Source organism: Acidimicrobiales bacterium, assembly GCA_035533095.1.
Taxonomy (GTDB): Bacteria; Actinomycetota; Acidimicrobiia; order Acidimicrobiales; family Palsa-688; genus DATLUM01.
The window spans coordinates 40,489-64,415 of the sequence record DATLUM010000012.1; the positions used below are offsets into that span (position 1 = coordinate 40,489).

21 protein-coding genes are annotated in these 23,927 nt (G+C 66.9%); 12 read left to right on the plus strand and 9 right to left on the minus strand.

The features are described 5' to 3' along the window. Window positions 1-65 precede the first annotated feature (65 nt). Entirely contained in the window at window positions 66-1,124 is a 1,059-nt protein-coding gene (locus VNF71_01885) for a site-2 protease family protein (protein HVA73301.1), read from the minus strand. Window positions 1,125-1,210: 86 nt separating this feature from the next. On the opposite strand from VNF71_01885, the gene VNF71_01890 reads away from it, so the two are divergent. Continuing rightward, window positions 1,211-2,740 carry an AAA family ATPase gene (locus VNF71_01890; protein HVA73302.1) on the plus strand — a complete coding sequence of 510 codons (1,530 nt, stop codon included), beginning with the start codon at window positions 1,211-1,213 and terminating at the stop codon, window positions 2,738-2,740. A 178-nt stretch (window positions 2,741-2,918) separates the two neighbouring features. Here VNF71_01890 and VNF71_01895 read toward each other — a convergent pair whose 3' ends face one another. Together VNF71_01895 and VNF71_01900 are read right to left on the minus strand one after the other, a co-directional pair. Continuing rightward, on the minus strand, window positions 2,919-3,386 hold the full coding sequence (locus VNF71_01895; protein HVA73303.1) for a pyridoxamine 5'-phosphate oxidase family protein: 468 nt from the start codon (window positions 3,384-3,386) through the stop codon (window positions 2,919-2,921). A gap of 85 nt (window positions 3,387-3,471) precedes the next feature. Then, window positions 3,472-3,924, minus strand: coding sequence for an Hsp20/alpha crystallin family protein (locus VNF71_01900; GenBank protein ID HVA73304.1), 453 nt, complete (start codon window positions 3,922-3,924; stop codon window positions 3,472-3,474). A gap of 173 nt (window positions 3,925-4,097) precedes the next feature. On the opposite strand from VNF71_01900, the gene VNF71_01905 reads away from it, so the two are divergent. Together VNF71_01905 and VNF71_01910 are read left to right on the plus strand one after the other, a co-directional pair. Continuing rightward, complete coding sequence (locus tag VNF71_01905) at window positions 4,098-5,141, plus strand: zinc-dependent alcohol dehydrogenase family protein (GenBank protein ID HVA73305.1); 1,044 nt, start codon at window positions 4,098-4,100, stop codon at window positions 5,139-5,141. A 15-nt stretch (window positions 5,142-5,156) separates the two neighbouring features. Beyond that, window positions 5,157-5,795, plus strand: coding sequence for a hypothetical protein (locus VNF71_01910; GenBank protein ID HVA73306.1), 639 nt, complete (start codon window positions 5,157-5,159; stop codon window positions 5,793-5,795). A 14-nt stretch (window positions 5,796-5,809) separates the two neighbouring features. On the opposite strand, the gene VNF71_01915 is transcribed toward VNF71_01910, so the two are convergent. Then, complete coding sequence (locus VNF71_01915) at window positions 5,810-6,169, minus strand: hypothetical protein (protein HVA73307.1); 360 nt, start codon at window positions 6,167-6,169, stop codon at window positions 5,810-5,812. Between the two features lie 217 nt (window positions 6,170-6,386). Further along, complete coding sequence (locus VNF71_01920; GenBank protein ID HVA73308.1) at window positions 6,387-10,457, minus strand: S8 family serine peptidase; 4,071 nt, start codon at window positions 10,455-10,457, stop codon at window positions 6,387-6,389. Between the two features lie 147 nt (window positions 10,458-10,604). On the opposite strand from VNF71_01920, the gene VNF71_01925 reads away from it, so the two are divergent. Then, window positions 10,605-10,835 carry a hypothetical protein gene (locus VNF71_01925; GenBank protein ID HVA73309.1) on the plus strand — a complete coding sequence of 77 codons (231 nt, stop codon included), beginning with the start codon at window positions 10,605-10,607 and terminating at the stop codon, window positions 10,833-10,835. Window positions 10,836-10,891: 56 nt separating this feature from the next. Further along, window positions 10,892-11,599: a DsbA family oxidoreductase gene (locus VNF71_01930; GenBank protein HVA73310.1), complete on the plus strand. Its 708-nt coding sequence runs from the start codon at window positions 10,892-10,894 to the stop codon at window positions 11,597-11,599. A gap of 11 nt (window positions 11,600-11,610) precedes the next feature. Here the strand turns inward: VNF71_01930 and VNF71_01935 are convergent, their stop codons facing one another. Then, complete coding sequence (locus VNF71_01935; protein HVA73311.1) at window positions 11,611-14,016, minus strand: hypothetical protein; 2,406 nt, start codon at window positions 14,014-14,016, stop codon at window positions 11,611-11,613. A 68-nt stretch (window positions 14,017-14,084) separates the two neighbouring features. Between VNF71_01935 and VNF71_01940 the strand changes: the two genes are divergently transcribed. Both VNF71_01940 and VNF71_01945 read left to right on the plus strand, forming a co-directional pair. Then, the gene (locus tag VNF71_01940) at window positions 14,085-15,653 is read left to right on the plus strand and encodes an N-acetylmuramoyl-L-alanine amidase (GenBank protein ID HVA73312.1); all 1,569 of its coding nucleotides are present in this window, start codon (window positions 14,085-14,087) and stop codon (window positions 15,651-15,653) included. A gap of 51 nt (window positions 15,654-15,704) precedes the next feature. Next, window positions 15,705-16,874 carry an LLM class flavin-dependent oxidoreductase gene (locus VNF71_01945; GenBank protein HVA73313.1) on the plus strand — a complete coding sequence of 390 codons (1,170 nt, stop codon included), beginning with the start codon at window positions 15,705-15,707 and terminating at the stop codon, window positions 16,872-16,874. Between the two features lie 18 nt (window positions 16,875-16,892). On the opposite strand, the gene VNF71_01950 is transcribed toward VNF71_01945, so the two are convergent. Next, window positions 16,893-17,927 (minus strand): zinc-binding dehydrogenase, encoded by a 1,035-nt coding sequence (locus VNF71_01950; GenBank protein HVA73314.1) that lies wholly within the window; start codon window positions 17,925-17,927, stop codon window positions 16,893-16,895. 219 nt (window positions 17,928-18,146) lie between these two features. Here VNF71_01950 and VNF71_01955 point away from each other — a divergent pair, with 219 nt between their 5' ends. Next, window positions 18,147-19,427: an arginine deiminase gene (locus tag VNF71_01955; protein HVA73315.1), complete on the plus strand. Its 1,281-nt coding sequence runs from the start codon at window positions 18,147-18,149 to the stop codon at window positions 19,425-19,427. A 1-nt stretch (window position 19,428) separates the two neighbouring features. Next, window positions 19,429-20,382, plus strand: coding sequence for a carbamate kinase (locus tag VNF71_01960; GenBank protein ID HVA73316.1), 954 nt, complete (start codon window positions 19,429-19,431; stop codon window positions 20,380-20,382). Here the strand turns inward: VNF71_01960 and VNF71_01965 are convergent, their stop codons facing one another. Beyond that, the gene (locus VNF71_01965; GenBank protein ID HVA73317.1) at window positions 20,383-20,784 is read right to left on the minus strand and encodes a pyridoxamine 5'-phosphate oxidase family protein; all 402 of its coding nucleotides are present in this window, start codon (window positions 20,782-20,784) and stop codon (window positions 20,383-20,385) included. Window positions 20,785-20,820: 36 nt separating this feature from the next. Further along, the gene (locus VNF71_01970) at window positions 20,821-21,231 is read right to left on the minus strand and encodes a universal stress protein (protein HVA73318.1); all 411 of its coding nucleotides are present in this window, start codon (window positions 21,229-21,231) and stop codon (window positions 20,821-20,823) included. Window positions 21,232-21,420: 189 nt separating this feature from the next. On the opposite strand from VNF71_01970, the gene VNF71_01975 reads away from it, so the two are divergent. The 3 genes from VNF71_01975 to VNF71_01985 form a co-directional block, all read left to right on the plus strand. Continuing rightward, window positions 21,421-22,224 (plus strand): mycofactocin-coupled SDR family oxidoreductase, encoded by an 804-nt coding sequence (locus VNF71_01975; GenBank protein ID HVA73319.1) that lies wholly within the window; start codon window positions 21,421-21,423, stop codon window positions 22,222-22,224. Window positions 22,225-22,317: 93 nt separating this feature from the next. After that, complete coding sequence (locus tag VNF71_01980) at window positions 22,318-22,989, plus strand: TetR/AcrR family transcriptional regulator (protein ID HVA73320.1); 672 nt, start codon at window positions 22,318-22,320, stop codon at window positions 22,987-22,989. Further along, window positions 22,986-23,927: diiron oxygenase (locus tag VNF71_01985; protein ID HVA73321.1), on the plus strand; the 942-nt coding region annotated here is incomplete at its 3' end. The genes VNF71_01980 and VNF71_01985, both read left to right, overlap by 4 nt.

Here is a 23,927-nt window from a genome sequence, read left to right on the forward strand (position 1 = left end):
TATCTGCGGCCTTGCTGTAGCGGGCACCTGTTTCTGACAGTCAGATCAGGACCGGGAGGAGACTCTTACGCGGCTCTCCGCAGCCAGGAGCCGACATCGTCGACGACGAGAACGCCCACGACTCTGCCCTCCTCGACGACCGGCAGGACCCGGTAACCACTGCTGAGCAGAAGGTCGAGCGCCGAGCGCCCGAGATCGTCGTTCGGGCCGAGGACGGGAACGCTCCGGTCAGCCAGATCCCCCACCACCTCCTGCGAACCGGCAGGGTCGATTTCCGACGTGTCAATCATGCCGTAGTACAGCCCGTCGCGGGTCACGACCTGAGGTCCCCGCCACCATCGCGCCAGGCTTTCGACCGGCTGCCCGGCATCGACGGTCGTCACTGGCGAGCGCATGAATTGGCGCACGGCGTGACCGCGGAGGCGGCTGTGAACGGCGGCCAAGTTCTCCTCCTGGGTGGCAGCCAGGTAGACGACCACACCGATCACGATCAACCAGAGGTTCCAGAAGATTCCGACAATCACCATCGCGACGCCCAGTCCCCGCCCGAACCGCGCCGCCGTACGGGTTGCCTGACCGACATCGCCGCGCCTCTCCAGCAGGGCTCGCAGGACGCGCCCCCCGTCGAGCGGGAACGCCGGGAGCAAGTTGAACAACCCCAGGACCAGGTTCAGCCAGGCCAGCCGCGGTAAGAGCGCGCCACCGTAGATGTTCACCGGCAACAGGCTCCTTCCGCTCGCAAGGGCAGCGACCGCTGCCACGACGGCAAGCAAGAGGCTGACGAGCGGACCTGCCCCAGCGATCTCGAGCTCGTCCTGCCAGGCGTCGGGCATCTTCTCGATCTGCGACACGCCACCGATGGGCAGCAGGATGATCGAGTTGACTACGAGACCTTTCGAGCGGGCAACGACGCTGTGAGCGAGCTCGTGCAGGAGGACGCACCCGAATATCACGGCCAACCACAGGAGCCCGTCGCGGACACCGAGCCCGCCCGGCTGAGACTCGGCGACGGCGAACAGAGCCACCAGCACGAAGAAACTGACATGCACGGCTATCCGGATCCCGGCGATCCTCCCGAGAGGGATCGACCAGCGAAACGGCTTCCGGTTCCGCGATGCGGACATGGTAAGAGTGTGGCCCTCAGGGGCCACGTTTGGATAGAGCCGGATGACCCTAGCGCTCTCGTGGCGGTCGAACGAAGGCTTGAATCGTGCACCGTGACACGCGGGATCCGTTCGCGGGAGTGATCGAAACCCACTCCGGGGTCGTCTTCTTCTTGGGGGACAGGGCCTACAAGCTCAAGAAGCCCGTCGCCTTCGGGTTCCTGGACTTCACGCAACCCGAGGTTCGGCGAGTCGTTTGTGAACGCGAGGTCGAGTTGAACTCGCGACTGGCCCCCGACGTCTACCTGGGTGTCGCGAACGTTCTCGGCCCGGACGGTTCGCCGTGCGAGCACCTCGTCGTCATGAAGCGGCTCCCCGATGAGCGGCGCCTGTCTGTCCTCGTCGGCAGCAACGCACCAGTCGAAGCTCTTCTCCGACAAATTGCCGGTGTATTGGCAACGTTCCACAACAAGGCCCGGCGCTCTCCTGAGATCGACGCCTGCGCGACCGCTCCCGCCATGCTCGAGCGGTGGCGGGCCAACAAGCGCGAGATGGAGCCGCTGAGCGGCCAGATCTTCGACTCCGAGATCATGGAGCGGGTCGACTCCTTGGCACGGCGCTATCTCGCCGGTCGAGAAGCACTCTTCGCCTCACGGGCGGCCACCGGACGGGTCTGCGACGGGCACGGCGATCTCCTGTGTGACGACATCTTCTGCCTCGACGACGGCCCGCGCGTCCTGGACTGCGTCGAGTTCGACGATCGCCTTCGCTATATCGACGTACTCGGAGACATCGCCTCGCTCGCGATGGATCTCCAACGTCTCGGCCGCCCCGACCTCGGCCGGCTCTTCCTACAGCAATACGGCGACGCTTCGGGCGACGGATGGCCTGACTCTCTCGCTCACCACTACGTCGCGTACAGGGCGCAGGTGCGTTCCATGGTGGCCGGCCTGCGATATGGGCAAGGTGATACCGAGTCCGCCGCGGAAGCGCGCGGTCTGCTTGCGATATCTGCGCAACATCTCGAGGAAGGCCGGGTTCGCCTCGTCGTGATCGGTGGACTTCCCGGCACCGGCAAGTCCACCTTGGCGCTCGAAGTCGCCAACGCCATACGAGGGACCAGGATCCGGTCGGACGAGATCCGCAAGAGGCTCGCAGGAATGACGCCCACCACGCCCGCTCCGGCGTCGATCGGCGAGGGCATCTACTCGCCTGCGATGACCCGCTCCACCTACGACGCGCTGATCGAAGGAGCCAGATCGCACCTGCGGTTCGGCCGCAGTGTGGTGCTCGACGCCACCTTCGCGGAGCCCAGCTGGCGGACTGCCGCGCAGACCCTTGCAGACGAAACATCGGCCGACCTGCACGAGTTTCGATGCGTGGCACCGATGCAACTCATCGAGGAACGCCTATCGGGGCGGGCCAGTGTTCGCACCGCATCCGACGCGACCGCCGATGTGGCCCACCACATGGCCCGCTCCCAGCGGGCTTGGCCCACGGCGGCCGAGGTGGACACCACCCGGGGTATCGCCGAGACCTCTGCCGCTGTCCTGGACTTGATGGGGGTGGGCATTCGACGAGGCCCTTTGCCGGTCGGCTCGGGACGAAGGGCCCTACCACCGGAAACGTCTGAATGAGAGATTGACATCCAACGAGCCGGAAAGGAGGCGTCGAAGTGTCACCGAGCAAGCGTTGTGATGAGATCCTCCGGATCCTCGACGATGCCCTGTCGGACCTGTCCGACCTTCCGGCCCGAGGTTTCGAGAATCGCCTCCCTGGCGAGGCAGCCCCCCAGCTCAGGGCCATCGGCTCCCGCTACCGGTGGGGCCAGTCGACCCAAACGGGATCCAGCGGGGCGAACGAAGCGCTGCTCGGATAGTTGCCGATCTCCCGCCCCGTGACTGACTCCGGGATGATCTCGACGACGGCATCGGTCTCGTCGCGCAGAGCAGACGGGATAGCGGCCGTCTTCACAGTCTCGGCGTTGCCCCCCAACGCCTCGGTGACCTCGTAGGCCCGGCCCCGCACTACGACGCTCCATCCGGTCTGGCCGTCGGGATGGACGCCGTCGATCTCGAAGGCCACCCTCGCGTAATCGGCCCCCGCGAGCTTCGTTCCCCTGTTTGTTCGGAAGACGATCACCCCGTCTCGGTAGAGGTAGTTCACCGGGAAGATCAGCGGCTGGCCGTCTGCGATGACCGCCAAGCGCCCGAACCGCCCCGCGGCCAGGAGCCCAGCGCACTCCGAGGCGGTCAATTCCTTCAACGTCGTTTTCTCTCCCATTTGTACCCTCCGGATTCGACCGCGCGAAGGGACCGACCATCAGCGGGCATTTTCGCCCGCCGCGGCCGGCCCCGGAACGCGACTGTCAACTAGCTGCCACCGGGATCTTCTTGGGCGGCTCTTCCGGAGCGGGTTCCGTTACGTGGACCCGTACCTCGAGGACCCCGTCCTTGTAGACGGCCTTGACGTCGTCCTCGGACGCTCCCTCCGGCATTTGCAGTTCCCGCGTAAAGCTGCCGTAGCGCAACTCGTGGCGGTAGAAGTCCTTCTTCTCAGTGGTCTCTTCCTGCTTGCGCTCCGCTGAGATGCGCAGGGTGCCGTTGCTGAGCGTCACTTCGACGTCCTTCTCCGGGTCGATCCCGGGAAGATCGGCTCGGATGACGAGGTTCCCGTTCTCGCGGTACTCCTCGACCCTGAGGGTGTCTTCCAGGGTGTCCGGCCAGAGCATTATCGGCCGGCGAAACATGTCGGGATAGCGCCCGAAGAAGCGGTCGAACACGTCGAAAGCCTTCGGCGACTCGCGCCGCACCAGTGCCATAGCTCCTCCTTTTCTATTTGATGGGTCTTGTGTCATCAACCAGATTGACCCGGACCGGCAGCCTCCGTGTAGGGGCGAACGCCCTTTCTTCTGGCGGAGGGACCTTCGACTCTGTCCTCGACCACTCACTCGCCCTTACGGTCGCACCAGTCAAACGAACGAGGAGGGACGCCATGCGTGCATTGGTGTACCACGGTCCCGGCAGCAAGGCATGGGAGGAAGTCCCCGACCCGACGCTGCAGGCCGACACAGACGCCATCGTGCGGGTTGACGCCGTGACCATCTGCGGCACCGACCTTCACATTCTCAAGGGTGATGTCCCGGCGGTCACGGACGGACGCATTCTCGGTCACGAAGCGGTCGGCACGATCGAAGCCGTGGGCTCCTCGGTCAAGAATGTCCGGGTCGGTGACCGGGTGCTGGTCTCCTGCATCACCGCCTGCGGGGCGTGCAGGTTCTGCCGCGAGGGTCGCTACGGCCAGTGCCTGGGCGGGGGCGGCTGGATCCTGGGTCACAAGATCGACGGCACCCAGGCCGAGTTCGTGAGGGTCCCCTTCGCGGACACGTCCACTTACTTGGCCCCGGCCGGCGTCTCCGACGAGGAGCTCCTGATGCTGGCCGACATCCTGCCCACGGGTTACGAGGTCGGCGTTCTGAACGGTCGGGTGTCGCCCGGCGACGTCGTCGCAGTGGTCGGGGCCGGCCCGATCGGACTATCGGCGATCATGGGCGCGAGGCTCTACAGCCCGGCGCACGTCATCGCGATCGACAAGGCCGACACGCGCCTCGACGCGGCGAAGCTGTTCGGTGCCGACATCACGGTCAACAACGACTGGGAGGACGCGATAGAGGTCGTCAAGAGCCTCACCGACGGCCTTGGTGCCGACGTGGCCATCGAAGCCGTCGGGGTGCCGGCGACGTTCGAGCTCGCTGCGGGGCTCATCCGCCCCTGCGGCCGGGTTGCCAACATCGGAGTTCACGGCGAGCCGGTGACGCTGCACCTCGAGGATCTCTGGATCAAAGACGTGACCGTGACGACTGGCCTCGTCGACACGTTCTCCACGCCCACTCTGCTCAAGCTCACGGCCGGGCGCCAAGTCGACGCGCACCGGTTCGTCACGCATCACTTTCCGATGGACGACTTCCTCGAGGCGTACGACGTGTTCTCCCGTGCGGGCGACACCGGTGCCCTGAAGGTGGTCCTCACCCGTAGCTGAAATGCACGAATACCCATGAACTACGAACACACCGGGTCCCCGACAGTAATCGAGGTCTTCGCCGACATCTGGTGCCCGTTCACACACGTCGGCCTCCACGCCCTGAGCGAACAGCTCGGGGCGGAGGATCGCCGCGACGTCCGGATCTGGGTACGCTCCTGGCCACTCGAGTGGGTCAATGGCAAACCAATGGACGCAGACCACGCGGTCCGGCACAGCGTGGAGCTGCGCGAGCAGGCGACGCCCTACCTTTTCGAAGAATTCGACGGTTCACATTTCCCGAAGTCGACGATTCCCGTGCTCGCCCTCGTCGCCAAGGGATACAAGGTCGGGTACCGGGTGGGGGAGTCCTTGAGCTTCGAGGTGAGGGAGTTCCTGTTCGAGCACGGGCAAGACGTGTCCGATCCGGTGATCCTCAGCCGGATCGGCCGGTACTACGACCTCGGCCCGCCGGGCCCCGACGACTATGCAACGGTCGTAGCCGATTGGAAGGAGGGCATAGACCGCGGCGTGCGCGGCTCCCCTCATTTCTTCTGCGGAGAGGCGGACATCTACTGCCCGTCCCTGGACATCGCCACGCAGCCCGAAGGCAAGAGCAAGACGATTCGTGGGAACCTCGAACGTCTCGGGCTATTCGTGGACGGTTGCCGTTAAAGAGGGTCCCGTAATCACAGCGCCGAAGCGCCGGCGACGACATCGATCAACACCGCCTGGCCGTCGACGATGACACCTCGGGTAGAAGTCGAGTAGCCGAATGCGGTGCCGGCGGTGCCACTGTCCGGTGTCGCCAGGTAGGTTGCCCACCTGCTGGCATCGCCCGGAGCGGTTCCCACGTCGATTATGGACTTGGATCCTCCGGATTCGACCACCTCGACGCCGACTGCACCCGTGAACCCTGAGCACCCGGTAACCCAGGATCCCGCCGCAGTAGGGAACGGGCTGTCGCAGGTGTGCCCGCCCGAGTCGACGAACATCCCCGGAAGCACCGCCGTTTCCTTGCCGTCCGCCGCCAGCGCTTGCCTGGCCACAGTTGAGCCACGAGCGCCTCCGACGACCCGCACGCCGGCACGAACTCGGACGCGTCGAACGCCTGGCCTGCTGAGGTCGCCAGTGCGGGTGGGGTGATGTCGGTCTGCGCGGCGCCGACCTCGAATGCCGGGTCGGTCGCGACCGTCGCCATCGCCGGGTAGGTGAGCAGGCAGATCAGGCCGGTGCAGGCCGCCAGGACAGCTAGTCGCCCACGTCTCACTGGCACGACGGCTCCAGAGCAGCGGTCCACTGGAGGTTGTTGGTGTTCGACAGGTCGTGGTGCTCACGCGGCCACGGTCCGCTCGAGGCGCACCGAGGCGTGGATGTAGACCACACGAACAGGTCTCCGTCGCGTGTCCCGGCCACCACTACCTGGTCGTCCAATGATCCCAAGGGGCCAAACGACGGGCTGTTCACCACCCACCCCCCGGTGAACTTGGGGAATCCCGGTGCTTCCTGGCCCGCGGAGTTCACGGCGCGGATGTCCGCGTTGGCGCTGCCCTCCACCACGAACGGTCCTCCGGACGCACCGGCGACGTCGGCGACGATGGGCTGGTCGAAGAACTGGAGGTCGTTGACCACCTGAGGGAACGCCGCCTGCATGGTCGCCGTCGAGGTGTTCCAGGCGTCGACCTGGTTGTCGTTGGCGTACTGCTCCGCCGGCAGGGCGGCGTCGAGAGCCTTGCCTAGCGAGGCCGCAGGAGCCACGAAGCTCGTCCCCGGCGCCCCGCCACCCAATGGTGCGAAGACCGGCATTCCGAGACCCGGGATGCTCGGCACGTCCTGGGAGTTGGCGAGCGGGCCGACCGCCGACATGGAGAGTCCTATCGGCTCGCCGTCCGGGCCGTTGCCGTAGATCGACTGGCCGGACGAGTTGAAGATGTACGCAGGCCCTACAGAGGTCATGTCGCCGACGTCGAGTTTCCCGTTCCCGCTGAGGTCGGCCAGCGCCGGCGAAGCGGTGGTCCCATCTGCCACGTCCGGGAGCAGCCCCGCGTCGAGGTCGACCATCTGAGCCGGCCAGCCGGGGCGGATCGCGCACGCGTCCGGTTGGGCGGTCCCGTGCGAGCAGTTCGCCGACGTGGCGCTGCCTGAGGCGTTGAGCGCGTAGACCCGGCTGTTGGCCGGGTTCAACAGCGACGCGCCCGCCGCGTCGAGCCCCCAGTTGACCGCGTTGACCTCGCTGATCGCGCAGTTCGGGTCACCCGGTTTCTCGGCGAGGTTGGCGCCGGGAACCGTCGCCGGGTTGCACCCGTACTCCTCGTCGGTTCCGATCACGAGATCGGGTGGCCCGTCCCCGCCGGCCAGGCTCCCGATCGCGGGTGTGTCGAGGATCATCGAGCCCATCTGGACGTCCACCCCGGGCTTGAAGGTCACGTGGTTGGTGACCGGGTCGACGGCGGCGACCTCAGCGGGGTCGGCGACCAGCACCGGGTAACCCGGCAGAAGTTCGCCCGAGGGAGACCAGGCGTACACATGACGGTCCAGCGAGGACACGACGACGTCGAGGTGTCCGTCGCCTGTCAGGTCCGCGAGGGCCGGAGCGCCCACGATCCCCGGGAGCAGGCGGTTGTTCGGGTCCCGCGGGTCCACCGAGGGGTCGGTACCGGAAGTCGTTCCGGCATAGGGCGCGGGATCTCGCGAATAGGCCGGTGTGGTGTTGACGGGGAAACCCGGCAACAAGGCTCCGCCGGCGTCCCACGCGTAGACGTTCCCGCACATGTCGGACAGGACCACGTCGGGGCTGGTCTTTTCCCCCGTTAGGTTCCCGACCGCGACACCCCCGACGATGCTGCAGTGCGGCTCTGCCGTCACGGAGCCGCTGGTGTACGCCGCCTCGTGCGCCGTGAGCTCCGCCTGCCCCGGGAGAAGCTCCGTTCGCACGGGCCATCCAGGCAGCTCCGACATCTTCCCGCTCGGGTCGGGTGAGTACGCGTGGATCGTGCCGTCGGCCGTGGGAACGATCAAAGCGTTCTTGCCGCCGGGACCAATGGGTGCAAGCGTCGGTGCGGCGTCGACCGAGCCGCCGAAGCCGGTTGCCGGTACCTCGTTGCTCACGACCCCGGCTCCCTCGGCCGGCTGCACGGCGGTTCCTGTGAGCAGCGTCGGATCGTGCTGCAGGTACTCGGTGCGACGGTCCATACCGATGAGCCCGCCGGCGTCGCTGACCACCAGCCGCAACGTGAATGCGTCCGCATCCGGCTGGGGTCGCCCTCCCGCCGCGGTCCCGTTGTCGGATGGAGGCAACTGCGACGCGATCTTCGACAAGATCGAAGAACTCAGCTTGAAGGTCTCGCTCACCGCCGCCCCGCCCGGTCCGCCCGACCCGGTCCCCCCGGCGATGTCGTACCACGACCCGGGCCCGGGTTGGGTTCCGATGCCGTACTGCAGCTGCCAGTGGTAGGTGCCGGACGTGCGCACCGCCGCAGCGAGCAACGGCACCGGCAGCGATTGCGACGGGTCGTAGGTCTGGAACCACTGCATCTCCCCGAACGACGCTTCCGGTGGGATCTTGCCGGCGGACAGCCAGTCGAGGATGTTCGCAGCGTCGAGCCGTCCGTAGCCGGTGTACATGTCGAACCCCGGCTGCGTGGGGTACCGGGTGGTCGGGACGGGCGACGCAACCGCGTAGTTGTCCGGCGGTGCGGCGAACGGCGAGCTCGCACTCGGAAGGACCGCTGTCTGGAAGTCGATGTCGTCCGCCGACATCTCGATCAGCTCGCGGATTTCCGTCGATGAAAGAGCGACCGGCGCGCCTGCCACGTTCTTCAATCCCGGGTAGGGCGAGAGCTTGCCGGCACCGAGGAGGTTTCGCGCCTCGGATTCGATCAATCCGGTGACGCCGCCCGTCTTGCCGGTCGCTTCCGACGAGCAGCTCGCGCTCTCGACGCTCACTCCGATGTTCGCCCCGTAGTTGGTGCAACCGTTCAGGTACAGGTAGCTCGGGGGCTGGTACAGGCCGAGGCTCTGCCCGCCGCCGGATTCCGAGGGTGACTGGGTGACGCTGTTGACGACGATCGTTCCCGGGAGGTCGCCGGGCTCGTTCTTGTGCTCGGCCTCCTCGTCTGCGGCGCTCGAGATGACCGGGACTCCGTGAGCGTTGGCGTAGGCGATCGCCTGGGCGGCTGTTGTGGTCACGTCGAGGGTACCGAGCGCCTCCTGCAACACCGAGGCTCCGCTGTCGACCGCGAAGAGGACGCCGCGGGCGAAGTCGCTGGAGGATGCGATGAAGCTTTCGCCGACCCGGATGGGCAGCACGGTGCAGCTCGGACACGCTCCGACCTCTTGGCCGATCGCGTCGGCAGCCCCGGTCGAGTCCTCGGCTTCACCGCTGCCGTGGCCGTAGAGCACGTCGTCGTAGGGGTCGTTGGTGTTGTCAACGAAGTTCCAGCCCGCGATCGCTTCGGTGAACCCGGCGGGTACCTGACCCGGGTAGGGCGGGTCCTCGGGACCGGCGCTGGGGCTCGGGTAGTAGTACGGCGACGACGGAGATCCGAACGTGCGGATCAGGTCCTCAGGCGAGATGTACTTGCCGCAGAAGAGGCCCTTGGACGGGCTCGCCGCTGTCGCTGCCGCCACCCGGGCGTCCGAGGCGTACTGCGCGACGTTGAAGATGCCGGTGTTGTCGAGGTCGTAGGGATCGCCGTCCGCGAACGTGACGCCTTGCGCCTCGAGTTGTGGTTTGGTGAGGCCTGCTTCGTTCTCCGGGTAGGGCAGGGCGCCGCGGTTGAGCGCGATCTTGTCCACCACCGACGTGTCGCACCACTCGATGCCGGAGTCGGTGATCGCGATGACCGTGTCGGGTCTCCCGGTGGTGACCTGCCAGGCCCTGTCGACGGAGTTGCCCTCCACGCCGCACAGCTCCTGGGGGTTCTGCGAGACGAGGGAGTTGGTGCTGCGCGCGCTGGTGAGCTTCCAGTCGCCGCCTCCGTTGGCCCAGTTCGCCGGCCGAACGGGTGGCGTGGCCGTTGCCGTGTGGAGATACGCGGCGTAGTCCTCGGGGTTCGTGCCGGTGGGCGGTTGTGGCCAGAGGGGGGTGCCGGTCGTGGTCTGTGTGTCGTTGCCCGGGCCGCCCTGGTTGGACGGGATGGCGGGACACGATCCCGGCCGGGGGTTGTCGGGCGCCACCGGTGCTGCCGGGGTCGCCGCCGGCGCGACGATCGCCGGCTTCGGCATGGATGTGGCGATGGCGGGCCCGCCGGCCAGCGCGGCGGCCGTCAGGGCGCCCGCCGCCACCAGCAACCTCCGCCGCCGCGACCTGCCCGTAACTTCGGAAGTTTTGCTCATTCCGGACATCTGATTCGACGCTGACGCCTGCGTCACCTTTCGTGGGCCGCCAGTTCTTCGTGCGCGTTGCGAGCCGGAATTCGGGACGTTCGACCCTACGCAGGGGGTGCCCTGCGCGCTTACCGTTCCGAACTGGAGGTGGTGCAGGTGACCGGCGAACTGGTGCTCGCTGAGATGGTGAGAGGGTGGGCCGAGACCCGGTTCCCGGACGACCCGGGCGCGGTGGACCTTGCTGTGATGGTTGCTGAGCGCGCCTACAAGGCCGGCGCTTCGGTCAGCGAGGCCTGCCAGCGCGCCATGGACGCGGTCACCAGCCGGTCACTGCACCCTTCCCAGAGGCGTACCGTTACTGCCCGCCCGGAGCGCTTGGCGTCGTAAAGAGGTTCTCGCCATGGTGGAGGAACACGGCAGCCTCCGGAGACGTTGGAACCCTCGTGCTCGTAGAGATCTGGTCCGATGTCGTCTGTCCTTGGTGCTACATCGGAAAGCGGCGCTTCGAAGCCGCCATGGAGCGTTTCGAGCACAAGGACGAGGTCGAGGTTCGCTGGCGGAGTTTCGAGTTGGACCCGAGGGCCCCGTTCCGCCGGTCCGGCACGATGGCCGACCACATCGCCACCAAGTACGGCATGTCACGTGAGGAGGCCGCGGGCCGGCTCGACAGCATGAACCGCCTGGCGGCCAGGGAAGGTCTCGACTACGACCTTGCGCGTACGCAGGGCGGCAATTCGCTGGATGCCCACCGCCTGATCCACCTCGGCTACGCCGCCGGCGACGCCACCGGCGGCGAGGTCAACGAAGCTCTCCTCAAGGCCTATTTTGTCGACCTGCTCCCGATCAGCGAACCGGACGTTCTCTTGGAGACCGGCTCGCGCGTCGGTCTCGAACCGGGGGAGATCCGGGCGATTCTCGAGGGAGACCGGTTCGTCGCGGAGGTGCGGGCGGACGAGCTCGAAGCGGCGCGGCTCGGATGCACCGGGGTGCCGTTCTTCGTCATCGACCGAGCGTTCGCGATCCCAGGCGCTCAGGACGTCGAGACGTTCGCCCTGACCCTCGAACGCGCCTGGGGCCGCTCGCACCCCGCCGAGCCCGAGACCGTGGTCGCAGACGGCGCCGTCTGCACCGACGGTGACTGCCCGATCTGACAGCCGGATTTCTATGACAGGGCGCACGTCCCTTGCCAACCGCCGGAGAAGTACGGCGGGGGCGCCAAGCCCGAAGGCGGCTGAGCCACCAGCGTGACGAGACCGTCGGCCGCCATGAAATCCGACTTCTGCTCCTGAGCGGCGCACGCCCGTCTCGGCGCCTCGTGCGGGTCGCCCCCGGTGAAGTTGGGTACGTCGGACGGCGGCGGGGGATCGGTGCCGTACTGATCGGCGCCGACCGGGCCCGCGTCGAAGAACACCATCGCCGAACCGGGATACGTGTCCGATGTGATCGCCGGCAGCCCCCACGAGGGATCTGAGGAGGAGTAGCAGTACGCGCCCGACGGGTCGTTGCCGCCGCACAACCTCGACGGGTCGAGCGCCGGCGCAAACGTCGCGGCTCCGATGCTCCGGGCCTCGTCCTCGGCGGTCACGTCAGCCACCTGATGGTCACCCCATGCGACCTGCATCAGGACCTGGTGGTCCGGGGTGTCGGGAAGCAGGCCGCCGGAAGCCGTTGACGTCATGTGGGTCGCGTAGCCGTTCGGGTCGGCGCGGTCCCACAGCGTCTGGATCAGGTCGAGGGTCAGCTGCCGCTCCGACTGGTCCGGGTAGAAGAGGTCGAACAGGTTCGAGTACCCCAACCCGCCGGTCGGGTTGGAGGGGGTGATCGACAGCAGCGACGACGGTCCCAGCGGCGAGGTGGCGACGTAGTCGCTGGAGCGCGGCAGGAGGACCGCGTAGTCCATGCCGGGCACACCCAGGCTGCAGTGCTTCACGTCGACGGAGATCGCGCAGACCGTTCCGCCGTAGATTCCGCCCTGGCTGTTGCCGTCGTAGTACACATCGCTCGTGTCTATGAACGACGCCGAACTGCCGGGATAGCGGAAGGCACCGTTCGAGGCGAACCCGTCCGGGTGGATCATCAGTCGCTGCAGGTACAGGAAGTTCAGCTCTCCCTGCAGGGTCCGGTCGATGAGCAGCGAGAAGTTCGACAGGTCCGACAGTGCGAGCACGGCGTTGGGTATGTCAGCGTCGGCGAAACCGAACCAGTCAGTGGCGCAGTACATCATCCCGAAACGACCGGCCATCTCCTCCTGCGGGCTCGCTGTCACCTCGCTGTCACTGCCGAACAGGCCGTGGCCGTATTCGACCGGTCTCATCAATGCCGTGCCCCAGCCCTTCTGCCCGACGATGCAGATGAAGCCCGCCTGGTACGTCTGTCCCGGCACCTGGCTGGGAGTTGCATAAAGGTTGGTCGGGTCGAGAGCGAACTCGCCCGGTGACGGGCAGTCGTCGAAGGGCGTGCCGGCCGGAGTCGGTGCAGTCAATGTCTCGCACTTGACCGGGGGCGAGCAGGTGGGCGCCACGTAGCAAGGGACGGTGAATGTCCCGGTGATCTCACGGGCCACGTAGGGGTTCTGGGACGTCGTGTAGTCCGCCACCGACGAGACGGTGAAGGCCGGTGCCTTGCTGGACGGCGTCACGACGCCGGCCTTCATGTCGGCGGTCGTCTGGCCGAGCTGGCCCAACGCGTCGTTGCGCATCGAGACCAGCCTGCTCGTCACGCTCTCGGTGCTGGCTGTGGTGAAATCCCATGCCAGGTACAGGTCGGAGCGAGCCCAGCCGGCCTCGGACAGGTCGGCGAAAATCCCGTTCATGTGGGCCGTGCGGGGATCGAGCGAACCGGCTGTCCCGTCCCTGTAGGCCTTGAAAGCTGGTGAAGGTGCCACGACGGTCCCGTCGTCGGCGTGGACGTGGCGCAAGGCCACGATGTAACGATGACCGTCAAGCAGGTTCTCGGCGGGGTGGATCATCAGATCCTGCTGCACCGAGCCGACTGCACCCGCCGGCAGAAGCCCGGCTTCCGAGGTGTACTGGTCGACCTCTGCCCAGACCGGCCATGTCTGACCGGTGTCAGCGTCGAGAAGGATCACGCCCGTGTCAGGCGCTGCGTTGGCCGACATACTCGTGTCGGTCGGGATGCCGGACGCCACGAGGTCGGCGTTCTTGGTCACGCCGGGGAGGACGGTCAGTATCTGCGCGCCGGCGCTGAAACCGTCGCTCCAGTCGTTCCAGGATGACGGGTCGATCGGCTTGCCCTCGGCGTTGCGCGGCATGGCCAGCGGGTTGAGGTTCAGCTTCCGCCCGGTGAGGCTGGTCGGGTCGTAGCTGGTGAGCCAGTCGTCGGGATAGGGGAGCATGCACTGCTGCGGCACGAGCGGGTCGCAGCCCTGCGGGTTGGTGGCGTACCCGGGACTGGAAGGGTCGGCCCAACCGCTCCAGTTGTCGTGGTCGTGGTTGACCCACGAGCCCTGAACCGCACCCGATGCCGGCACGAAGTAGACGCCCAACCATGCGAGCGCCAGCGCGCCGACGGCGAGACGAACGGATCTTTCCCCCAGCTTCCCCAGCATGCCTACTCTCCTTCGAAAAAAGAGAAAACCGTGTAGCGGCCAGAGCCTATCTGTACAGTCACTGGACGATGGCTAGACGGCTCCTGGTGGTGGCCTTCGTGGTGGCGGCCGCTCTAGCGGGATGCACGCCGGGCGCCGTGAAGCACCTGTCCCATCAGCAGACCCGGCCTGAGGAACAGCCAGCTTCGGTGCACCTGTCGTCCTACGGCGGCGGGTCGGTAGTGACGGCCGCGGCGAGCACCGCAACGGGCCGCGGCTACTGGGTGGCGACCACCGACGGCACTGTGACGCCCGAAGGGGACGCGGTCGCGCACGGCGATGCCGCGTCGCTCCAGCTCGGTGCACCGATCGTGAGCATCACGGCGACGAGGAGCGGCAACGGCTACTGGCTCCTCGGCGGCGACGGCGGCGTGTTCAACTTCGGCGACGCGCGCTTCTACGGATCGATGGGAGGGGCGCACCTCAACGGCCAGGCACTGCAGATAGTCGGCACCCCGTCGGGCGACGGATACTGGTTCGTGGCGCGTGACGGCGGGGTGTTCAACTTCGGCGACGCCCGGTTCTACGGCTCGACCGGATCGATCCGGCTGAACCGGCCCGTCGACGGCATGGCGGCGACGCCTTCAGGGCAGGGTTACTGGCTCGTGGCGCGTGACGGCGGCGTGTTCAACTTCGGCGACGCCGGGTTCTACGGTTCGACGGGCTCTATCCGCCTCAACCAGCCCGTGGTGGGCATGGCAGCCACGCCTTCAGGGCAGGGCTACTGGCTCGTGGCACGCGACGGCGGGATCTTCAACTTCGGGGATGCACCCTTCCTCGGGTCGGACGGTGCCAGCAAGCTGCCCGCCCCCGCCATCGGCATGATCGCCAGTCCTGACGGCGGTGGCTACTGGATCTTGCTCGGCAACGGGCAGGTTCACGCTTTCGGTGACGCTGCGGCGTTGCAGGTCCCGCCGTTCCAGACGACCGGCTACTCGCTCGCCGGCCAGGTCGTCGCCATCGACCCGGGCCACAACGGCGGCAACGGATCCGACCCCGCGTACATCAACCAACTGGTATGGAACGGGCGTGCGTACGAATCCTGTGACACCACCGGGACGGAGACGGATGCGGGGTACACCGAGGCGGCGTTCAACTTCGACGTGGCCACCCGCCTCGCCGGCGCGCTCCGCTCCGAGGGTGCGACCGTGGTCATGACCCGCGACAGCAACGGTGGGGTCGGGCCGTGCATAACCCAGCGGGCCGCCATCGGCAACTCGTCAGGGGCGGACGCGATGTTCGATATACACGCCGATGGCGGGCCGGCCGGCGGGTATGGCTTCGCCGTCCTCGAACCGGTCGCCGATGGGCCCAACGACGGAGTCATCTCCTCGTCCGACACCCTCGCCTCCATCACCCGCGACACGTTCGAAGCGGTCACAGGTGAGTCGGTCAGCACGTACGACGGTGTCAACGGTCTCCAACCGCGTGGCGACCTAGCCGGCCTCAACCTCACCACCGTGCCGAAGGTGCTGATCGAATGCGCCAACATGCGCAACGCCGGGGACGCCGCGAAGGTCTCCGACCCGGGCTGGCGGCAGACCGCCGCGACCGCCTTGGCCGAGAGCGCGTCCCGCTTCCTCATCGGCTATCCCTAAAGAACCTCTTCAGGACGGGCACCCCCCGGCGGGGCGGTCGTAGAGTGCGGCATGGACTGGCCCCTTCGCTTCGGCATCTTCCTCGCACCGTTCCATCCCGCCGGGCAAAACCCGACGCTCGCCCTGGAGCGCGACATGGAGCTGATCGTCCGCCTGGACCAACTCGGCTACGACGAGGCCTGGATCGGCGAGCATCATTCGGCAGGCTTCGAGATCGTCGCCTCGCCCGAGGTGTTCATCGGTGCTGTCTCGCAGCGGACCCGCCACATCAAACTGGGGACCGGTGTCAGTTCGCTGCCGTATCACCATCCGCTGATCCTGGCGGACCGCATGGTGCTGCTCGATCACATCACGAGGGGCAGGGTGATGTTCGGGGTAGGACCGGGCGCGCTACCTTCCGACGCCTTCATGATGGGCATCGACCCGAACAGGCAGAGAGAGATGATGGAGGAGTCGCTGGAGGCGATCCTCGCGCTGCTCACGACAGACGAGCCGGTGAACATGCAGACCGACTGGTTCACCCTCCGCGACGCCCGCCTGCAACTGCGCCCGTATACGCACCCGCGCTTCGAGGTGGCCGTGGCAGCGCAGGTTTCGCCGGCAGGGCCGAGGGCAGCCGGGCGGTTCGGGGTGTCGCTGCTCTCGTTGGGAGCGACGACCGCCGGCGGCTTCGATGTCCTCGGCGCCCATTGGGAGACATGTGAGGAACGTGCCGCCAAGTTCGGTACCACGGTCGACAGACGCTCGTGGCGCCTCGTCGGTCCGATGCACATCCGCGAGACCGAGGAGCAGGCGCGCGCCGATGTCGAGCACGGTCTCGCCGACTGGGTCCGCTACTTCCAGGAGGTGGCCGCTCTTCCGATCGCACCCCCGACCGACGACCACACCACCCTTCTGGAAGCCATGAACGCCTCCGGCATCGCCGTGATCGGAACACCCGACATGGCGGCTGCACAGATCGAGCGGCTGATCGAGCAGTCGGGCGGGTTCGGTACCTATCTGTTCATGGCGCACGAGTGGGCCGACCGCCAGGCGACCCTCTCGTCATACGAGCTGTTCGCCAAGGAGGTCATGCCGAGGTTCCAGCGCTCCTCGGAGAGGGCAGTCCGGTCGCGCGACTGGGCTGCGGCCAACCGGCCGGAGTTCATGGGCGCCGCCATCAACGCGGTAGGCAAGGCGATCACGGACCACCTGGCAGAGAAGCAGGCGACCACCGCCTAAAAGGTCCTGCGCACGTCTTCAGGGCACGACCAGGATCTTGCAGTGCCGGTCCGGTTCGGCCAGCTCCGCGAACGCCCCAGGTACCCCGTCTACTGGTACCTCTCCGCTGATGATCGGACCCACGTCTATCCGCCCCTCGGCGATGGCCAGCAGTGAATCGTTGAATTCCTGTGGGTCGTAACCAAGCACGAAGCGGATGTCGATCTCCTTGCTGATCGCCCAGAAGGGGACGACCGAGTCGCTGCCCATGCACACACCGACGACCACGACGCGGCTGTTCAGGGGAGCGGCCCGCAGGATCTCGTTGATCATTCCGGGTACGCCGACCGCCTCGAAGACAACCAGCTGGCGGCCGCCCCCCGTTCGCTGCCATGCGTCCCACGAGGGTTCCTCGGCCGGGTCGACGCTCTCGTGCGCCCCCACCGTCAGGGCGAGCTCCCGCCGAACCGTCGAGAAGTCGGCCGCGACGATCGGCTCGATACCCCGGAGCTTCAACGCCGCGATCACGGCGATGCCTATCGGTCCGCAGCCCAGGACCAGTGCACCCTCGCCCTGTGCGATGTGTGACCGGTTGACGGCGTGCAAACCGACCGCCATCGGCTCGGTCAGGGCGGCCCGCTTGGCGTCGAGCCCGTTCGGCACTACCTGCAGCAGGGGCGCGGAGAGGAGCATCCTCTGGCTGTAGCCGCACGGAAAGTCGTTGCTGTAGACCAGAGTTTCCACCCCGCTCATGGTCACCATTACCGGCAACGATGTAACGAGGGTCCCAGCCGGGGGCGATTCGGTATCCGGTCCCGCTTCGACAACCTCTGCCGCGAACTCATGGCCCATGAACACGTCGCGCCCGAGATCCGTGCGGGCGTCCCCGAACTCGGGAAGCCCACGCATCTCGCCGGCCAGGCGCAGCATCTCCTCGCCGTGCTTTACGAAGTGCAGGTCGGATCCGCAGATCCCGCACGCCTTCACATCGACGAGCACCTGACCGAATGACGGCCGGGGGTCGGCGAACTCGTCCACCACCACATGGCCCTGGCGAAGAACGGCTGCCTTCATGGCCCAACTCTCTTCATGACCGGTCTTTCTAGCGGAGCCGGCCCAGAAGGCGTAGATCGGTATGCCGATCAGGAGCAGGTGCATCGATAGGGCCGTTGGGCCCCATCCCGGGTATTCACGACTGCAATCGGACGGGCTAGTGCTTCTTGTAGGGCCCTTAGCCCCTAACCCTGCGGCGGCGGTCTTCTTAGCGTCGACAGTGAAACGGAGGAACTGGCAATGAACGCTTCGCTGTCCTCTTTCAACGTCCAATCAGAGGTCGGAATCCTGCGCAAGGCTGTCGTGCACAGACCGGGGCTGGAATTGGCCCGTCTCAGTCCCAGCAATGTTGGCAGCCTTCTCTTCGACGACGTGCTCTGGGCGAAGCGCGCCCGTGACGAGCACGACTCGTTCTGCGACACCTTGACGCAAAACCGTGTCGAGGTCCTCTACTTCGAGCAGCTGTTGGCGGAGACGCTGGACACACCCGAGGGCCGGTCATTCGTGATCGATCGGATCTGCACGCCGGAGGTTGTCGGGCCTGCTCTCGTCCGCGCGTTGCGGACCCTCTCCGAGGGGGTGGACGGGAAGACACTCGCCACCTATCTCATCGGCGGGGTGCTGAAATCGGATCTCCATCCTCGCCTGCAGGTCGCCTCGTCGGGCCTCGGTCGCGACGAGGAGGGGTGGTCCGCGTCCGTGCAGGGCCTCACATGGGACGTGCTCGGTGACGACGACTTCGTGCTCCCGCCGTTGCCGAACCATCTGTTTCAGCGCGACAACTCGGCCTGGATCTACGGGGGTGTCTCGGTGAACCCGATGGCAAAGGCGGCGCGCCAGCGCGAATCACTCCACAGCACGGCGATCTACCGGTACCACCCGATGTTCAAGGACGCCCGGTTCGAGTTCTGGTACGGCGGTGACGACACCGACCACCTGCCGGCTTCTGTCGAGGGCGGTGACATACACGTCATCGGCAACGGTGCCGTTCTCATCGGCATTGGCGAGAGGACTACGCCAGCAGCCGTCGAGATCCTCGCCGGTTCGCTGTTCGCGAAGGGGGCCGCCTCCCAAGTGATCGCCGCCGAGCTCCCGCGCTCGAGGGCGTTCATGCACCTCGACACCGTCATGACGATGGTCGACTCCGACGCGTTCGTCGTGTACCCGTACCTCGATCCGTCGCTGCGGGCGTGGAGGCTCACACCGGCAGAGGGAGGCACTCTTACGGAGCGGCTGCCCGACCTGTGGGAAGCGCTGGCCGGCGCGCTCGATGTCGAGAAGATCCGGTTGCTGTCCGCAGACGAAGATCTGCGGGCCGCCGAGAGGGAGCAGTGGGACGACGGCACCAACTTCCTGGCCGTGGCTCCCGGGGTCGTCGTCGGATACGAGCGCAACGTGACCACCAATACCATGCTGCGCCGGGCCGGCATAGAGGTGATCACCGTCCCCAGCAGCGAGCTCGGCCGGGCGCGCGGCGGCCCGCGGTGCATGACCTGCCCCCTCGAGCGGGATCCGGTCTGAGATGCGCGTGGTCGTAGCGCTCGGTGGTAATGCGGTGCTCACCCGGGGAGAGGCTCCCGATGCCGACATCCAGGAGCATCACGTGCGCGCGGCCGTGCAGGCCCTGCTCCCGCTCGCGAGGGCCCACCAGCTCGTGCTCACCCATGGCAACGGGCCGCAGGTCGGCGCGCTCGCCCTGGAATCAGCGAAAGACCCGGCACTCACGCGGCCGTACCCGCTCGACGTTCTGAGCGCGCAAACCCAGGGAATGATCGGTTACTGGCTGCTGCAGGCGCTGGACGAAGGGTCGCCGGGCACGGCTGTCGCAGCGCTCATCACCCGGACGATCGTCTCGCTATCCGACCCGGCGTTCGTCGATCCTCAGAAGTTCGTCGGCCCCGTCTACGAAGAGGACGAGGCAAGACGGATTGCGTCGCAGTCGGGTTGGATCGTCAAGGTCGACGGTCCGTACTGGCGCCGGGTCGTCGCCTCGCCATCGCCTCTGGGCATCGTCGAGATCCCCCTGATACGCACACTGGTGGACGCCGGCGTGATGGTCGTCTGCGCCGGTGGTGGGGGGATCCCGGTGTCACGTGACCCGTCCGGGAGGTTGACGGGTGTCGAAGCTGTGGTGGACAAGGACGCCACCGCAGCGCTGCTGGCCGAGCAGCTAGGAGCCGACGCCCTGTTGATGCTGACGGATGTGGCCGCAGTGTTCCGCGATTACGGCACCGACCGCGAGCGCCCGATCCATCTCACGGAACCGACGTTCCTACGCTCGTTGCAGTTCCCCACAGGCTCGATGGGGCCGAAAGTCGATGCCGCTTGCCGTTTCGTGGAACGTACGGGAGGGATCGCCGGGATAGGAGCGCTCGCCGAAGCGGAAGCAATCCTCAAAGGCCGGGCGGGGACCCTAGTGATGCCGAGGGGCAGCAAGCCCGTGGGGCTCGTGCCGCCCGAACGGCGCTCTGATTAGTCAGGCGGCGCCCAAGCGCCGGCCGGTCACGACGTGTGTCTGGATCCTTACCACGTGCTGGCCCGGCTGGCTCACGCGAGGTTTCGGCAGGTGCGCACACTCCGCATGATCCCGCTCCGCCATGGCTAGGCCCCGGACCAGGACGCTCCACGGGCGGCCGTCCTGGCCGATTCCATCCACCTCGAAGGCGACCAGTTGGCCGGCGATGTGAGAGAACAGCCCCGCTCCCACCCGGAGCAGGACGCCCGGACCGCACATTGCATAATCGACTGGAAGGACCGTGGGTGCGTCCGGCCCCGAGATGCCGAGGTGGCCCGGCGAGTGTTTGGAGGCACCGATGGTCAGCAACTGCCGGCACTCGACTACGCCAAGGACATCCGATCCTCGCTCGTCTATCCACATTGCTGACTCGATCCGTGTGGATCTGGTGTCAGGCCGTCAGTTCTTGACGACGACGACGACCGGCGCGCTCGCGTGGGTCGTGACCTGCTGGCTGACCGAGCCGAGCAACAGGCCGGCGAAACCGCCGTGGCCGCGTGAGCCGACGACAAGTATCTGGGCCTCTTTCGCCAGGTCCATCAGCACTGTCGCAGGCCGGCCCCGCTGCACCACCAACTTGAACTCGAACCCCGGATCGCTCCCGAGTAGCGAGTGGACGTCCTCTTCGAGTTTCTTGTCGACGATATGGGCGAATTCCTCGTCAGAGCCGAATTCTCCGGGCGACCAGGCCCGGACCACGTCGACCTTGGCACCGCGCAGCCGTGCTTCCTCCGCGGCCCACAGGAGCGCCTTCTGGGATCCCTCGGAGCCGTCGAAGCCGACAACCATGCGCAGGCTGGGTGCTGTCATTTGTGCACCTCCTTGCTTGTCATGGGCGAATCCAAGGCGGACCGCCTACGACGATTGTCCGTCCGGGCTCTTCGGCGGAGGTAGGGGCTAAAGACCCAATCGGGACCGGCTGAACGGCTCGCCCATCGGCTCGATGAACATCGCCGGAGGATAGGCCCGGCGACGCACCGCCGCTATGGTCGGGCGTCGATGGGATCTCTTGACGGAAAGGTCGCACTGATAACCGGCGCCGCGCGCGGTCAGGGCCGCTCACACGCCGTCGCTCTCGCCTCCGAAGGCGCCGACATTGTCGTTTGCGACGTGCCACGCCGGATGTCCACCCTGACCTACCCGCTTGCAACGCGCCAAGATCTCGAGCTCACCGCCAAGCTCGTCGAGCAGGCGGGCCGGCGCTGCCTCGCGGTGCGCCTCGACGTCCGCGATGCCGCCGCGGTGGATTCGGCGGTGGAGCAGACGGTGCGGGAGCTCGGACGGCTCGACATCGTGGTGGCCAACGCCGGCGTCGTGTCCACTGGTCCGTTGGCGGAACTGACGGACGAGGGCTGGGACGAACTGGTCTCGACGAACCTGGGTGGCGTCTTCCACATCCTTCGCGCCGCAATACCCGTGATGCGACGCCAGAAGTTCGGGCGCATCGTCGTCACCTCGTCCATGGGCGGTCGCATGGGGATACCGAACCTGGCGGCCTACAACGCGACGAAGTGGGGGACGATCGGCATGGCGAAGTCGCTCGCACTAGAGGTCGCCAAGGAGGGGATCACCGTCAACGTGATCTGCCCGACGACGGTGCAGACCCCGATGGTTCAGCCGGATCCCGACGCGGAGGTGCCGGACGACTTCATAAAGCAGATGCTGCGCGCCAATCCCGTACCCCAGCCTTGGCTGCAGCCCGAGGATGTCAGCCGCGGCGTGCTCTACCTTGTCACGGACCCGGGTGTCATAACGGGAAGCGTCCTGGAGGTGGGGCTCGGCTCGAGCGCCCGCATGCACTGAGCCATCACCGGCCAATCACTGGGGACACCGGTGCTCCGGCGGGAAAACAATCAGTCTTGACTGATTTGTTCTCTGGTGGTACAAAAATCCCAAATGGCCTCCGAGTGCATCGACCCGACGCCGGCCGCGCTTACCAGCCCGACCGGCCGCCCGCTCCAGAAGCGAGCGATCGACACCCGCGCGGCCCTGCTCGACGCGGCCATCGACTGCCTCGTCGAGCGCGGATACGCGGCGACGACGACGACCGAGACCGCCAGGCGCGCCCACGCTTCGCGCGGTGCGCAACTGCACCACTTCCCGACCAAGGCGGACCTGATGACCGCGGCCGTTGCCCGGCTGCTCGACCGGCGCGTCGAGGAGTTCCGCAAGGCGTTCGTCGACGTACCACCGGGCAACGGCAGGCTCGAGCACGCGGTCGACGTTCTGTGGTCGATGTTCGAGAGCCCTTGCTTCGTCGCGGTGGCCGAGCTCAAAGTTGCCGCCCGGACGGACCCGGAGCTCGCCTCGGCGGTTCGCGAGATGGACCGGCGTTTCGAAGAGGAGTGCCGGGCCGTCTACTCCGATCTTTTTCCCAACGAGGACGGGCACGACCCGGAATTCGACGAGATGGCAGTCGCCTTCTGCTTCGCGGTGATGGACGGTGTGGCGTTCCAGCGGCTCACCGGTAGCGAGTTTCAACGGCCGGTGCGTGACTACCTCGAGACCCTCAAGGCGATCGCCACCATTTTTCAAACCCCCACTGAGCCAGCGAGGAGGCAATCATGACGGTAGTTCCGGCTGAGTTGATAGACGAGGAAGCTCAGGCGCAGTCCGGATGGGACGGCCTTCTCGCTCGGCTCAGCAATCTGTCCGTCACCAAGCACTTCGACGCCTACGCCGACGTCGACTGGGACGGGCCCGAGATGCGCATCGACCGACACGACCCGCGCTGGGCTCTCGACGGCAATGACCCGCTCGGTGCCACCGACTGGTACCGCGACCTCCCTCTCGAGACGCAGGCCTCGCTCGGTCTCGACCTCGTCGCGTCCAAGATGAAGATCGGGCTCCAGTTCGAGAGCATCCTGAAGCAGGGGCTCCTTCGCTTCGCGGCGGAGCTGCCGAACCGCTCACCCGAGTTCCGGTACTGCTATCACGAGCTGATCGAGGAAGCACACCACTCCTTGATGTTCCAGGAGTTCGTGAACCGGAGTGGGTTCGACGCGCGGGGGCTTTCGAAGGTCGACCGGGCGGGTGCCAGCTTCGTCGTCGGGCTCGCGCGGAGGTTCCCCGAGCTGTTCTTCGTGTTCGTCCTCGGGGGTGAGGACCCGATCGACCACGTCCAGCGGCGCGAGCTTCGCCGCGGGGGGACGATCCACCCACTGCTCGAACGGATCATGCGCATCCACGTGACCGAGGAGGCGCGCCACCTCTCGTTCGCCCGGCACTATCTCGAGCACGAGGTGCCCCGGCTGGGACCGGGCCGCCGGCGGGCGCTCTCCCTCGTCGCTCCGGTGCTGCTCGGGGTCATGGCCCGCCAGATGCTGTCGACGACCTCGCGGTTCGCCCGGGCGAACGGCGTTCCCCAGCCGGTGGCTCGCCAGGCCAACCGGTCCGAGGAGGCCCGCGCCATGGTCCGGCGCTCGGTGGCCAAGATCCGGCGGCTGTGCGGCAAGGTCGGCCTCCTCGACCCGATGGCCGTCACCGTCTGGCGGGCGATGGGCATC

Coding starts and splice junctions, on each gene's coding strand:
- VNF71_01950 (HVA73314.1), bottom strand. CDS start 17,927: ATGAAGGCAGCCGTTCTTCGCCAGGGCCATGTGGTGGTGGACGAGTTC.
- VNF71_01975 (HVA73319.1), top strand. CDS start 21,421: ATGGGATCTCTTGACGGAAAGGTCGCACTGATAACCGGCGCCGCGCGC.
- VNF71_01965 (HVA73317.1), bottom strand. CDS start 20,784: ATGTGGATAGACGAGCGAGGATCGGATGTCCTTGGCGTAGTCGAGTGC.
- VNF71_01920 (HVA73308.1), bottom strand. CDS start 10,457: ATGAGCAAAACTTCCGAAGTTACGGGCAGGTCGCGGCGGCGGAGGTTG.
- VNF71_01895 (HVA73303.1), bottom strand. CDS start 3,386: ATGGGAGAGAAAACGACGTTGAAGGAATTGACCGCCTCGGAGTGCGCT.
- VNF71_01960 (HVA73316.1), top strand. CDS start 19,429: ATGCGCGTGGTCGTAGCGCTCGGTGGTAATGCGGTGCTCACCCGGGGA.
- VNF71_01945 (HVA73313.1), top strand. CDS start 15,705: ATGGACTGGCCCCTTCGCTTCGGCATCTTCCTCGCACCGTTCCATCCC.
- VNF71_01955 (HVA73315.1), top strand. CDS start 18,147: ATGAACGCTTCGCTGTCCTCTTTCAACGTCCAATCAGAGGTCGGAATC.
- VNF71_01980 (HVA73320.1), top strand. CDS start 22,318: ATGGCCTCCGAGTGCATCGACCCGACGCCGGCCGCGCTTACCAGCCCG.
- VNF71_01885 (HVA73301.1), bottom strand. CDS start 1,124: ATGTCCGCATCGCGGAACCGGAAGCCGTTTCGCTGGTCGATCCCTCTC.
- VNF71_01900 (HVA73304.1), bottom strand. CDS start 3,924: ATGGCACTGGTGCGGCGCGAGTCGCCGAAGGCTTTCGACGTGTTCGAC.
- VNF71_01940 (HVA73312.1), top strand. CDS start 14,085: ATGGCTAGACGGCTCCTGGTGGTGGCCTTCGTGGTGGCGGCCGCTCTA.
- VNF71_01905 (HVA73305.1), top strand. CDS start 4,098: ATGCGTGCATTGGTGTACCACGGTCCCGGCAGCAAGGCATGGGAGGAA.
- VNF71_01970 (HVA73318.1), bottom strand. CDS start 21,231: ATGACAGCACCCAGCCTGCGCATGGTTGTCGGCTTCGACGGCTCCGAG.
- VNF71_01935 (HVA73311.1), bottom strand. CDS start 14,016: ATGCTGGGGAAGCTGGGGGAAAGATCCGTTCGTCTCGCCGTCGGCGCG.
- VNF71_01910 (HVA73306.1), top strand. CDS start 5,157: ATGAACTACGAACACACCGGGTCCCCGACAGTAATCGAGGTCTTCGCC.